Here is a 12,648-nt window from a genome sequence, read left to right on the forward strand (position 1 = left end):
TATGGGATTTGAACATACAGAACTGAGTCTGGGATTTGGGCTCAAAGTAACCGGAATTGATGTAAAGTCAATCGATCAGTCAGATGTCGAGTCCTTAATCAGGCTCGTGATAAATCATCAGGTACTGGTTATTTCAGGGCAGCAATTAACACCTGAAGAACAGATTATCTTTTGTCGTAAATTAGGAAACATTTTTCCGCACCCGCTGAAAAAGAATACCTGCCCATGGCCGGAAATGACTTATGTGACTAACGTTCAGAAAAATGGTGAGGCGCAAGGGTATCCAGGCCCCGGGTTTCCTATCTGGCATTCCGATATGTGTTATGAAAAAGAACCCCCACGGTTTACTACCTTTTATGCTGAGAAAGTTCCTGAGCAAGGTGGAAAGACGCTATTCTGTAATACTCTGGCAGCTTGTGATGATTTACCTTTGGCACTTAAGGAAAAATTGGAGGATAAGCAGGCTGTTTTCGGTTTTTCTCACAAACTGATGCAGCGCTGTCAGGAACGTGGTTTCATGTTAACTATTGAACCTGAAGATCAGAGACCTGATACTCTGCATCCTGTGTTGCGTCCACATCCAGAGACAGGGCGTAAATCAATTTATGTTAACTGGACTCACACAGACACTGTATCAGGCATGACGGAAGAAGAGAGCCAATCTTGCCTGAATGCCGTTTATGCGCATTGTGAAAAGTCGGATTATATTTACGCGCATCAGTACAAGCAGGGGGACTTAGTCATATGGGATAATGGTTCGACATTACACACCGGAGATGGGGCTGTGCCGGCAGGTCAGGCACGTATTATGCGCAGAGTAGTCATCATGTAATTTTAGTAAGCCCCCATGTCAGGGTAGTTGCTGCCTCTGACTGAAAAAAGTTAGGGAGCTGGAGGGTAGAGTCTGAGGGCGTGGTGTAAATTCTGCAGGATGGTGAAGGCCATCGGCTTATCCGGTAAGTTAATGGTTGTGAAGACAATTATCTTAAAAGGAACAAACCGATGGCTGACAACACCATGACATTCAGCAATACCCTGATGCAACTCGGCGGTGAGGATTTTCTGCGAGAACGGTAGCACGCCTGCGGCGCAGCGGAAGTCCTTTCCACCTTCACTTTTGTATCCCGCCCAATGATGGTCTCCCCTTCAAGTTCGTTTTTCTGCACTAGGGCGGCGACAGAATCGACCACCACCACGCCGACGGCGCCGGAAAGCACCACGGCGTCACAGATTTTCAGCGCCTGCTAGCCGGTGGTAAGCGTTAAGTGAGCGCCGTATTGACGGCTATTTATTGGTGAGATCCACACCATGGCAGGATTTCAGCCACTTTGTTCGACGGCCACTCCGGCAGCTTGATTACATCGAAATGTTCTATAACAGTAAGCGTCGGCATGGTTCGAGCGATCAGATGTCACCGACAGAATAGGAAAACCAGTATTATCAACGGCTCAGGAGTGTCTAGATTATCCGTGGCGATTCAATCATCGTGAGTCCACAACTAAACTTTGGCAACTTTCTGATTCATCAGTAACATCCTGAAAGAGAGGAACTCATGGACTTAAGATCAAATCCAGCATATTTAACATAAATAGCATTATGCGTACTTTACTGTAGTGGCTAAATTCAGATGTCCGCCTCTGGATGTATTGAGATGTCCACATTATCGCCCTTTTTCCAAGGTTTCCCGGCTGAGGACGCAACTGATGACGGCTTAGGGTTCGGCGTGCTTTACGATGAATGAAGTTAACCGCCTCAAGATCCTGCAGGACGTCATTGATGGCCGGCTTACAACCTCGCTTATATCACAACGACTTGGCATAACGGATCGGCACTGTCAGCGTCTGCTAGCTCGTTATCGAGAGTCCGGACTGCTGGCTCTGGCGAACCCGCCGACGGGGATTGCGTGGTAATCATCAGCTTCTGCCGGCCCTTGCTGAACATGCTATGGGTATAATCCACGATAAGAATGCCGACTTTGGTCCCACGCTATTGCTTAAACAATAGTTTAGATGAAGCCTGATATCATAATAAAAGAATTACTTAATTAACTGAGCGGCTGAATCCTGCACTGTATATTATTGAAAATATTGCTGTTTTTTTCACTATCCGTCCCTCGCTCCACTAAAATCTGCAGTCAGTAGCAGTATTCATCATGATTCAAAGACGTATAGTATGCGGAAATAACAAGATACAATGCCAATAATACAGATATTAACGTCATAAAAAACATGATAAAAAAAGCCGACTTCTTTTTATATAACGGTTTACCGCGCTTACCACTAATAAACGATATGCACACACAACATTTGTCGCAACCCATGTGCCAGTAAACGACAAATATGCTGGGTTTACAAACTTAAGCAATGGCTGTATTGGTAGGCCTGCAACCATAGCATACAAAGCATATGGTAGAAAAAACCCATAAAAAGGTCTTGTGACGAGCTAATTTGCTGACATCTTCTTCCGAAGGTTGCCACTCCAGTTCGTCTCTTAAGTGATTTTTAATTTTAATGATGCGATCTGAGCATACTTTAGAAACAGAAGATAAAGTCATTTTTAACCATTTCGCTATAATAAAGCAGGCAAACTCAATAAGTTAGTTACAGTGACTTATCGGAAAATATTAAAATATCTTTAACTGGCTTTTTACGCTTGAGACATTCTTTAACACTATTTACGCCTGTGATGGCCATTTATCGAGCTACAGAATTGCCGTAATGCAATGCCAACAGGCATCCAGGTTTATCCCTAGCCACCTGTCGCCATGAGACTCAGCGTTACTTAGCTGATGCGCAACTGTCTCTACGAATTACAGAACAGGCTCTTGAGCGCTGCCGATTTGATTACCGGCGCATCGGCCTTCACGTCAACCACAAGTGGTTACGGTGACATGAATTTCATCATTTCCCCATTGATTAAATACTTTGCATTTGTGTTGAGTGATGTTAGGTTAATGTTACTTTTACAAAGGATTTTACCCACTACATACTATGAACTTTATCCCTGTAGCTGTGCAGATTGTCAACGTCACCGTGCTAGTCGTGGTGATGACGCCTGCGCCAAAGGGATAGATATTGTTAACCCTGCCGGCGTAAGCCGGACGGGATCTCCGCACGGCGCTGGCCTCTCACAAGGTCACTTATGAAATTAACAGGCGCAGAACTTATAGTCCGCATCCTTGAAGAACAAGGAATTGAGCTGGTTTCCGGTATTCCAGGGGGCGCAGCTCTTCCATTATATGATGCACTGGCTAAAAGCAAGACCATTCATCATGTTCTTGCCCGACATGAGCAAGGTGCTGGATTTATTGCACAGGGTATGTCCAGAGCAACAGGAAAGCCTGGCGTGTGTATTGCGTCAAGCGGACCTGGCGCGACCAATCTCATCACCGCAATTGCTGATGCAAAGCTCGATTCGATTCCACTCATATGCATCACCGCTCAGGTATCGTCATTTATGATCGGTACAGATGCGTTTCAGGAAGTAGATACCTACGGTATTTCGATCCCGGTAACCAAGCACAATTTTCTGGTCAGGGACGTAAATGATTTGCCCCGCATCATGTCTCAGGCATTCCGGATAGCAACGGAAGGAAGGCCCGGACCCGTCTGGATCGACGTACCTAAAGATATCCAGCTCCAAGAAATTGAATATACCTCATCCCTACTCTTCCCTGAGACAACAATACCTTCTGAACTCGAAGACTCTCTGATTAATGATGCTGTAAAAATGTTATCAGAATCGTTGACCCCCATTATTTATTTTGGCGGCGGCATTATTTCAGCTGATGCCGCCGAGCTTGCAGTGCGTTTTGCAGAAAAAGTCAATGCGCCTGTTGTTTGTACATTAATGGCGCTTGGGGCCATACCCGTTTATCACCCTTTATACCTTGGGATGCTGGGTATGCACGGAACACGTGCCACAAATTACGCTATGGAAAAAGCTGATCTGCTTTTTGTTCTTGGCGCCCGTTTTGATGACCGGGCAATCGGAAAAGCATCCCAGTTCTGTCCAAATGCAAAAGTTGTACACGTAGATATTGATAATGCTGAACTCGGTAAAATACGTAAACCCGAACTGGAAATACAAAGTGACGTCAGATCATTTCTGGTCAAGATTAATGACCGTGTGTCCACTGTATCACGGAGTGACTGGCTGGCATGCATAGATGCTCTCAAGACCGAGTTTCCGCTTCAGACGCCAGATATTGAAAACCCGCTGAGCCACTATGGCCTTATTCGCGCTGCAGCGGAGGTCGCCGGAGAAAGCGTGCTGGTGGTTACAGACGTAGGGCAGCATCAGATGTGGGTCGCCCAGTCATATCCCTTCAGCTCCCCAAGGCAGTTTTTAACGTCCGGTGGGCTGGGAACCATGGGATTTGGTTTGCCTGCTGCAATAGGTGCGTCACTTGTCTCCGGAGAAGTGCCAGTTCTGTGTTTCACTGGCGACGGCAGCATTATGATGAATATTCAGGAACTGGCAACCGCGGCTGAAGAGAAGGTTAATGTAAAAATTATCCTGATGAACAACAATGCTTTGGGCCTCGTTCATCAGCAGCAGGAGTTGTTCTACAGTAACAACCTTTTTGCATCCGATTATAGTCATCAGGTTAATTTTTTAAAAATTGCTGAAGGCTTTGGCTTTCACACGGTCAACCTTAATGAACAAATCGACCCCGTAAAAGCACTTTTTGACGCTATAAATACTCCAGGTCCGGTATTTATTCACACACTGATTGACGTTAACCAGAAAGTGTATCCGATGGTGGCTCCTGGCTCAGCTAATACAAATATGATTGGAGGATAAAACATGTCCGTTAACCACTATAGTACGCTGAAACTCCAGGTAGAAAATCATCCGGGCACAATGTCACACATCTGCGGACTTTTTTCCCGAAGAGCATTTAACGTAGAGGGAATTCTCTGTATACCCAGTGAAAGGGACGGAACGAGCATCATACTTATTCAGGTTACGCAAAGTGTATCCCTAGAGCAGGTCATACGGCAGCTTCGCAAACTTGAAGATGTTATCAGTGTGGAGATTAGTGAAAAAATGAACGGTTTTTTTATTAATCTTTCCCGGTCAATTTTATCAGATATAAGATGAAAAATGGAGGATGGTTCTGTTTTTTCATACTGAATCAGCGGAACCAGCCTTATAGACAGAACCATCTCTCATGGAGTTTAGGGCGGTTCTTCTTTTGTGTGAATCGCCTCGATAAGACAGATGCCGATATTTATTCGGCATTCCGGCAAATTTAATATTTAACCCATGCGCACATTAAATTTTTCGTTTCTCACTTAAATAATAAACAAAAGCCAGCGCTGGAGCAGCTATGCCGATGCCACATGCGAAATTCCATCCACCGCTTGCGTAAGCCCATACCCCCAGTGCAGACCCCATAGCCCCTCCCATAAAAAAAGTAGCCATGTAAATTCCATTCAATCTTGCACGTATACTGCCATCCAGAAGAAAAATCTCTCGCTGTCCCAACACAAGGTTAGTCGTAACTGAAAAGTCCAAAAGTAAGGCTGCAACCATGAGTGCGGCAACCGCTAATTTAGAATCTGATGGAATAAACAAACAAATCAGAAATGTAAATATGCCGCCCGCAAGTGCCAGCCCCGTGACAGGGCGAACCCAGCCACGATCTGCCAGGCGCCCAGCTATCGGTGATGCCACCACGCTTGCAGCTCCAACAAGTGCAAAAAGAGCGATGCCTCTCTGCGTCATGCCGATATGAGGACTTGCAAGAAGGAGAGGGGTTACCGTCCAGAACAGGCTGAAAGCGCCGAACATGGCCGCATGATAAAGGGCACGACGTCGTAAAAGAGGCGTTGTCGTGGCAATATGAACAATTGAGCGCATCAACGCGCTATAAGTAATTTTACCTGAAGGATGTCGTTCCGGAAGTTTTGCCCGAAGGATAACGCCAAGGATCAACAAGACCAGCGCAGCCAGTATAAATACACCCTGCCAGACAAAATAATTCGCGATGACGCTGGCAACGGGTCGTGCAAGCATGATTCCCGTCATAAGACCGGCCATAACATTTCCGACCGCCTTCCCGCGGCTGGCTTCATCAGCCATGTGCGCTGCGTAGGGTACGAGTACCTGGACAGCCACTGCGCCAAGACCCGTACAGAATGCCGCTATAAAAAACAGGGTAATTGTTGGCGCGATGGTGATTGATAGCAAAGCCAGTACGCTTAGCGCAACCAGTGTCAATACCAGTCGTCTGTTTTCAAAGATGTCTCCTAACGGGACAACAAGAATCAGTCCCAGCCCGTAACCCAGCTGAGTTAAAGTGACAACAAGACCAGCAAAATGATCAGGTATATGTAAAGAAGAAGATATTAGCGCAACGAGTGGCTGTGCATAATAAATATTTGCAGCCAGCAAACCACATGACAACGCCAAGAGAAAGGATACTGCAGCGCTAGGTGATCGAGCGCCTGAAACAGGATTTATTGTACTTTCTGACATAAGACATCCTAAAATAAAATGATCGTTTCCTAAATATGCACAGAGATTACCTGAGCGTCTTTTTGTAACTAACTAAACATAAAAATGCATGATTTCTTCGACTATCGTCTCAGAACTGGTATCAACATAACCGACTTTTCCTGCAAGGCGCATACCCTGTAATGTACACAGCAGCATGCAAATCATTGATTCCGGATTATCAGGAACCGAAAGTGAACCGTCGACTTTGCCTGCCTGAAAAATTTGGAGAAGTTTTAGTTCAAGCCGCTTGTAAGCCTCCCTGACTTTCAATGCCAGTTCTGGGTCAAGAGTCGTGATTTCTGTCATTGCAGAAATCACCATACACCCCCTGAGACCTTCCTTGCCCTTACTCGAATCAACATACATTTTTATAAAAGCTTCAAGCTGATCCCTTCCTGTAGTGATTCCGGCGAGGCGAGTGCTTAACTCTTCATTACGTTGCGAGAGATAGTGAGCAAAAGCCGCAAGGAAAAGCCCTTTTTTGTCCTTAAAAGCTTTGTAAATACTACCGGTCGAAAGAGAGGTAGCCGTGCAGAGATCACTCAGGGAAGCGGAATTATATCCCTTTTCCCTGAATACGAGCACCGCACCGTCAAGTACACTTGAGAGGTCAAACTCCCGTGGCCTTCCACGGTTTTCTGCAATACTTGATACTCTGCCGCGCCGTTTCTTTTCCATTTTAACCAATTAGGAAGAGGACATGTCCTAATAAATTACAACACTTCAGCGTTCTCAGCCAGATGAATTTCCTGAGTTGAATCTGACTGGATTTCCAGTCCCAGGATTTGTTTTAAAGCCCGGTTCAGTGCGAAACAGGGGTCTGCAGGAATTTCCTCACAGCGCCAGGCGATATAGCCATCCGGCCTGACAAGCAGACAACCTGACTCCTTCAGGCCTGTGACACGTGACCATTCTCCATATATATCTTCAATCTCCTGTCCAGGCCCCAGAATGTAGCATTTTACTGGAACAATAGATTCAGGCGATAAAGCGGCATCTGCCCAGAACCTGCCATTCAGTCCTGTGATGAGTGTAAACTGCCCATGACCCACAATATTAAGGGTCGAAATACGCTGGCCTGAGCGAAGCAACGGAATATGAGGGATTCTTCCACCGGGGCTTGAGGATGCCTGGTAATAAAGATCCTGGTCACGCTGGTAAATGATTTCTTTAGGATCTATAACAGCTTTGGAATAATAACGCTGATTAAATTCAACACCATGGCCGGCAAATTCATACTCTTTAAATGAAATTGCCGCGGCAAGAGAAGCGCGTACCGAAGCTGCTGTATCAGAACAGCTTTCTAACAGTGAAAGACCTGTAACTTCCGAATCTACATCGTGTCCGGTTATCCCAAGCGCATCAAATATTGGCGTGAATTCAGCAACGCTCTTGTTTGCTCTTTCAACAATCCGACGTCCCACCGGAACTCGCTCAATATCATAAGTTTCTAACAAACTTACGTTTGCTTTACCCTGCAGTACGTATGCAATTTTCCAGCAAAGGTTGTACGCATCCTGAATAGAAGTATTACATCCCAGACCGTTTGAGGGCGGATGCCGATGAACCGCATCTCCCATGCAAAAAACACGGCCTCTGGAATAGGTTTTTGCATGCATCTGATTTACTGTCCATTTGGAAACCTTTTCAACAGTGACCGGAATATCCCAATCTCCGATTAAAGTTCGTGCAATCTTTTCAGCCTCTTCCGCACTGACTTCAGGCTCTTCCTGATTGATATCATACCCCCAAATCACCTGCCATTCGTTCCAGGGACGAATCATTCGCAGAAGGCCCATACCTATACCGCCAACATTTGCGCCAGGTTGCATTATCCACCAAAGGTAACAGGGCCTGTGTTCAACGTATTTAGTAAGGTCCGCCCGTAATATGAAACTCAGGCTTCCTGCCAGCCCCATTTTTCCTTCCATCGGCAGTTCTAAATCCTGTGCGACTTTACTGTTGCCCCCGTCTGCGCCAATCAGATATTTAGCCCGTATGTCAAATTCATTACCAGTCAGGCGGTCAAGTACTCTCACAGTAACCCCGTCCTTATCCTGCTGATGTGACACATACTCCGTCTGGAAACGCACAGTGCTTCCTCTTGAAGCGGCAGCATTGATAAGAACGGGTTCAAGCAGGTGTTGAGGAAGGTCGCATTGTTCATAGGGGCTTGCGAGAGAATAATCACTCATTCTGCTGGCACGATTTGCACCGTACGGCTGCCTTCCGATCTCTTTTCCTGTTAATGAGGTACAAAAAATCATATCACCCATTATTTCTTTTGACGAAGCAAGCATCCTGACTTCATCAATCACATTCATATCCGCGAATATTTCCATTGTACGCTGATTTTTGTAATGTGCCCTGGGGCCATCAGCAAGCCAGCGGTGCTTTGTAATTAATAAATTTTTGATGCCGTAATTACTCAGCATTACTGAAGCAGAACCGCCCGCAGGCCCACTTCCTACAATCAGCACATCTGTTTCGATCATTATATGTCCTCAGTATTAAATGTTCAGCCGGCGAGCGGTACATTCCATGCATCGTATGCATAAAGCCACCCTGTATCTTCAGCACTTCTCAGCCATGTATTTCGTGCAGATATATTCTGAACTTTTTCCGTTCTTGAATGCCTAGTTGCGGCGTATTGCAAATAGGCCAGCGAGATGTGTGATTTGCAACTACCCAGAATGCAACGGGTCAAAATTGCGGCATCCTCAATGGCCATTGCAGCACCCTGAGCCATATGAGGCCGCATTGGATGACAGGCGTCTCCGATCAATGCAATACGTCCACTGTGCCAGAAACTATCCGGCTCACGATCAAATAACGCCCATTTTCGGGTAACCTGAGTAGCTCTGAGTATCTCTAATACTTCAGGATGAAAATCTTCAAAAACAGAGAGCAATTCATCTTTACTTGCGGCTTTGGATGACTCTGCACACAGCCACAACTCTTGTGGATAGCCTGCTACGTAATAAAACTGTGTTCGTGCGGGATCCAGATAATACGCCATAACAAAGCGATCTTTTTCCCACCATTTCGTCACGTCATAAACAGGAAGATTTTTAATTTGTGAACTTTCAATAATTGCTCTGAAAGCTACCTGGCCTGAATAAGTGAAATTCTTGTCATCAGGTTTAAGATGATGTCTGACTCGGGAATGTATGCCATCAGCACCTATAACAGAGTTAGCTCTTATAATTTTTCCATTTTTGAAAAACAAATTCACCCAGTTTTCTGACTCTTCAATTCTGGTTAATTCATATCCATAGTGAATATTTTCTGTGGGAATGGCGTCTGTCAAAGCCTGATGTAATTCTCCCCTGTTAATAGTCAGATAAGGCATGTTACTTTTATCCGCATTATCCTTCAGGTTATGGATGTGAAGCACTTCGCCAGTCAGAGCGTCCCGGCTTACGAAGCTGTCGCAATGGAGAGCCTTTTTGGTGAGTTGACTGAGGACATTTCCCCGGGCCAGCAGCCTGCAAACATTGGGTGTGACATGTATGCCGGCACCCAGTGGACGAAATGAATCAGAGCGTTCAAACACATGTGCGTCAATCCCTTCGTAAGTGGCAAAATGCCCTAAGGCCGCCCCTCCCAGACCACCACCAATTACAGCAACGTCGATGTGATCTGAAAGCATTAGTCCATCCTGTATTCATCAGACACAGCTATATAAGGAAAAAGAAGAGCCATCAGTTCTTCGGCATGGTTATCCCGGAGAAACTCTGGAAACTCCTCAACTACGTCCGATACATATTGCCAAAAATTGGTACTCTGATTAATGCCACGCCTTTTAGCATGCGTCACTAACCGGATAAGAGATAAGAAAGAAGGCGTATTTTTTTCCATTGTGTCATTAACGGTTATGCCTGCACTCTGAAAATAATCCAAAATGCCATGCTCTTCATCGTCAGGTGTCCATACGAGCTTAATTGTCTTTGTTTCATTTGAAGTGTTCATGAAACCATGCATTCTTCCCCTTGGGATATAAAATAACTGCTCTGGTTTCATATCAACCACGTGTAATGTTTCTTTATTCACAGTTTCGCCAGGGACCTGACCTATATCTTTATATATTCTTTCTCCAGCATAGATACTAAACCCGCCATCAGGTGCATAAAACCACTCATCAAGATAGAAGTGAATATGTGGCGGGGGACCTACATTAGGTGGAACTGATAATGAAGCAACCAGAAACTTCTTATGCGTTTCTTTTCTTGTAAGAATGAAATCAAAAACTTCGCCTGCCGGGCCCAAGATTAGGTTCTCCGAAGCCAGTTTTTGTAACTCTGGAAAATTGAAGGACATGCAGTCATTTAAACGGTCCGTTATAAATGAGGAGACATTATTACTGTCGAGCAAAGAAGCATCAGTCATACAGGCACCTGTAGTCCATTGAAAATTAGAATATAATTATTAAAGCGAGCCGGAAGTGTAAGCCTGAATCATATTGAAGAATGCATAATTAGGCAACAATCGTTCTATAAATACCTCTTTTATTCCTTATTAAACTGAAATGATGTTTTTAAACGTTGGCTCATTCAATTGAATACAGCAGAGAAATCTGCTTAAAGCTGAAACTCAGGATGATTCAGATTTTTATAGATAGTGTGGCAGATCCCTGTACTTTCATCACAAAACATGTGTGGCAGGCTTCTTACAAACTTTCACTAGAATTAAATGCTTCAAACAAAATTAAACTCGGATGGAAATCAATATCTTTTTATTAAAAGGCAGAATTTAATGACATAAAGGTCAGGACCAGATATTTAATATGAATTTTTTATGCGATATGGTTCAACTGTTTCCTTAACAATTTATTTGAGCTTACACCCCACATGCCTGAGGACGCAGTGAATCTCGCAATCCCTCGCCCGATGCTCAGCCTGAAAAGGACTGAAGCCTGAATACCATCAACGGCAATCACAACGCATCCTGACACATACGTAACTTTTTGCGCTGCTCCTCTGTCAGACCGACTACTTTTCAAAAAGGGGCTGCCTCACCATGTCTTTTAAACTCCCTCCCTGTCCAAGCATTCATACTAGAGTGCCTGGAGGCCCCCGCCCTGTCCGCCTTTTTCAGATTCTCCTTTACCGGCAGTGGGTTAGCTTCTATGACTGCGCGCGAAACGGCGCCGGGGGCCTGCTTTTTATTTCCGGCTGACCAGATTATTCTCCCTATGCAGGAGAAAAGCCGGAAAACCGATCCTTTAAGGATCCGGCGCGGATCGATTTATCCTCATCGAAAACTATTTTACAGATGCGCGAAAATACGTTACACACCCACAGACAACGGAGATTAAAAGTTTGGGTATTTAGCCCCGAGAAATGACGCAGATTTCACACAGCGACGCCAGTGTTCATAATGTGAACAGCTCAGGCGCTGCACGCTATTTTACTATGAAAGTGCGGTCGCACTGAGAAACCTTGCGGCCGCCTACGGCACCGGTATGCCGCGTTATCTGCTCGCCCCTGAGGTGACCGTGCTGCTGTCAAAGATGACCGATCTCCGCAAACGCCTGTTTATCGATACGCAGTGGAACACTGGCGGCCGGCTCAATGAAATACTGCCGCTGACCCGGGGGGATTTTGTACTGGACGATCCGCTGAGGCGGCTCCGCTCGTCTCGCCGTTTATGGTGCTACGCACGCTGAAGCAGCGCGGGCTGGAGGAAGCTCCCGTCGCCGCAGGCCGTGCCGCTCACCGATCCGGCCTTCGTCCAGCGGCTCAGGGAATGGTTTGCAACCGTGCTGCCCACCACTGGCGCAAGGTTCTGGGATATCCGGAGCGAAGACACCGCCCGCAGCTGAATAAGTCAGGCGGTGAAGGCCGTAGAGCATGACGGTGTCACTTTCTCGATCCGGCCGGCCACGCCCAAGACGTTCCGGGATTCGTTTGCGATGCACCTGGTTCAGCACCAGGTACCGCAGAAGGTCATTCAGACCCTGATGGGCCATGAGGATACAAAGTCGACCGAATGGTATACGCGGGTCTTTGCGCTGGACGTGACGCGGCAGCTCGGCGTGCGGTTCACCATGGATGCCGATGAGGCCGGTCGGCTGTTAATACGGTTATGATCAGTGGCGGGCAAATCTTACTCTCTTAATGACCGGAAAAGCTTTTACGG

8 protein-coding genes and 4 pseudogenes are annotated in these 12,648 nt (G+C 45.9%); 6 read left to right on the plus strand and 6 right to left on the minus strand.

Features of this window, described 5'->3' with window-relative positions:
- The first annotated feature begins 1 nt into the window (after window position 1).
- A complete protein-coding gene (locus GC090_RS22185) occupies window positions 2-832 on the plus strand; it encodes a TauD/TfdA dioxygenase family protein (protein WP_324022203.1) in 831 nt (276 codons plus the stop codon).
- Window positions 833-1,136: 304 nt separating this feature from the next.
- Here the strand turns inward: GC090_RS22185 and GC090_RS22190 are convergent.
- Window positions 1,137-1,244, minus strand: a pseudogene (locus tag GC090_RS22190) (DNA recombination/repair protein RecA); the annotation flags it as partial.
- Window positions 1,245-1,733: 489 nt separating this feature from the next.
- Here GC090_RS22190 and GC090_RS22195 point away from each other — a divergent pair.
- From GC090_RS22195 to GC090_RS22210, 4 genes and pseudogenes are all read left to right on the plus strand, one after another.
- Window positions 1,734-1,989, plus strand: a pseudogene (locus GC090_RS22195) (helix-turn-helix domain-containing protein); the annotation flags it as partial.
- A gap of 735 nt (window positions 1,990-2,724) precedes the next feature.
- Window positions 2,725-2,877 (plus strand): annotated as a pseudogene (locus tag GC090_RS22200) (IS3 family transposase); the annotation flags it as partial.
- A 264-nt stretch (window positions 2,878-3,141) separates the two neighbouring features.
- Complete coding sequence (gene ilvB / locus GC090_RS22205; protein WP_324022206.1) at window positions 3,142-4,806, plus strand: acetolactate synthase large subunit; 1,665 nt, start codon at window positions 3,142-3,144, stop codon at window positions 4,804-4,806.
- 3 nt (window positions 4,807-4,809) lie between these two features.
- Window positions 4,810-5,106 carry an ACT domain-containing protein gene (locus GC090_RS22210; RefSeq protein WP_416381893.1) on the plus strand — a complete coding sequence of 99 codons (297 nt, stop codon included), beginning with the start codon at window positions 4,810-4,812 and terminating at the stop codon, window positions 5,104-5,106.
- Window positions 5,107-5,280: 174 nt separating this feature from the next.
- Here GC090_RS22210 and GC090_RS22215 read toward each other — a convergent pair whose 3' ends face one another.
- The 5 genes from GC090_RS22215 to GC090_RS22235 all read right to left on the minus strand — a co-directional run bounded on the left by GC090_RS22215 (window position 5,281) and on the right by GC090_RS22235 (window position 10,896).
- Window positions 5,281-6,486, minus strand: a complete 1,206-nt coding sequence (locus GC090_RS22215) for an MFS transporter (RefSeq protein ID WP_324021969.1) — start codon at window positions 6,484-6,486, stop codon at window positions 5,281-5,283.
- 72 nt (window positions 6,487-6,558) lie between these two features.
- Entirely contained in the window at window positions 6,559-7,185 is a 627-nt protein-coding gene (locus GC090_RS22220) for a TetR/AcrR family transcriptional regulator (RefSeq protein ID WP_324021971.1), read from the minus strand.
- 35 nt (window positions 7,186-7,220) lie between these two features.
- The gene (locus GC090_RS22225) at window positions 7,221-9,002 is read right to left on the minus strand and encodes an FAD-dependent oxidoreductase (RefSeq protein WP_324021972.1); all 1,782 of its coding nucleotides are present in this window, start codon (window positions 9,000-9,002) and stop codon (window positions 7,221-7,223) included.
- A 23-nt stretch (window positions 9,003-9,025) separates the two neighbouring features.
- Window positions 9,026-10,159: an FAD-dependent monooxygenase gene (locus tag GC090_RS22230; RefSeq protein WP_324021974.1), complete on the minus strand. Its 1,134-nt coding sequence runs from the start codon at window positions 10,157-10,159 to the stop codon at window positions 9,026-9,028.
- A complete protein-coding gene (locus GC090_RS22235; RefSeq protein WP_324021975.1) occupies window positions 10,159-10,896 on the minus strand; it encodes a cupin domain-containing protein in 738 nt (245 codons plus the stop codon). Before GC090_RS22235 ends, GC090_RS22230 begins: the two co-directional genes overlap by 1 nt.
- Window positions 10,897-11,849: 953 nt before the next feature.
- Here GC090_RS22235 and GC090_RS23330 point away from each other — a divergent pair.
- Window positions 11,850-12,598 (plus strand): annotated as a pseudogene (locus tag GC090_RS23330) (tyrosine-type recombinase/integrase).
- The last annotated feature ends 50 nt before the right edge of the window (window positions 12,599-12,648 follow it).

The organism is Pantoea sp. JZ29 (genome assembly GCF_035190385.1).
Lineage (GTDB): Bacteria > Pseudomonadota > Gammaproteobacteria > Enterobacterales > Enterobacteriaceae > Pantoea > Pantoea stewartii.

What these genes read in the sequence shown, in the direction of transcription:
- GC090_RS22210 (WP_416381893.1), top strand. Translation starts at nt 4,810, where the DNA reads ATGTCCGTTAACCACTATAGTACGCTGAAACTCCAGGTAGAAAATCAT.
- ilvB (WP_324022206.1), top strand. Translation starts at nt 3,142, where the DNA reads ATGAAATTAACAGGCGCAGAACTTATAGTCCGCATCCTTGAAGAACAA.
- GC090_RS22235 (WP_324021975.1), bottom strand. Translation starts at nt 10,896, where the DNA reads ATGACTGATGCTTCTTTGCTCGACAGTAATAATGTCTCCTCATTTATA.
- GC090_RS22215 (WP_324021969.1), bottom strand. Translation starts at nt 6,486, where the DNA reads ATGTCAGAAAGTACAATAAATCCTGTTTCAGGCGCTCGATCACCTAGC.
- GC090_RS22185 (WP_324022203.1), top strand. Translation starts at nt 2, where the DNA reads ATGGGATTTGAACATACAGAACTGAGTCTGGGATTTGGGCTCAAAGTA.
- GC090_RS22225 (WP_324021972.1), bottom strand. Translation starts at nt 9,002, where the DNA reads ATGATCGAAACAGATGTGCTGATTGTAGGAAGTGGGCCTGCGGGCGGT.
- GC090_RS22220 (WP_324021971.1), bottom strand. Translation starts at nt 7,185, where the DNA reads ATGGAAAAGAAACGGCGCGGCAGAGTATCAAGTATTGCAGAAAACCGT.
- GC090_RS22230 (WP_324021974.1), bottom strand. Translation starts at nt 10,159, where the DNA reads ATGCTTTCAGATCACATCGACGTTGCTGTAATTGGTGGTGGTCTGGGA.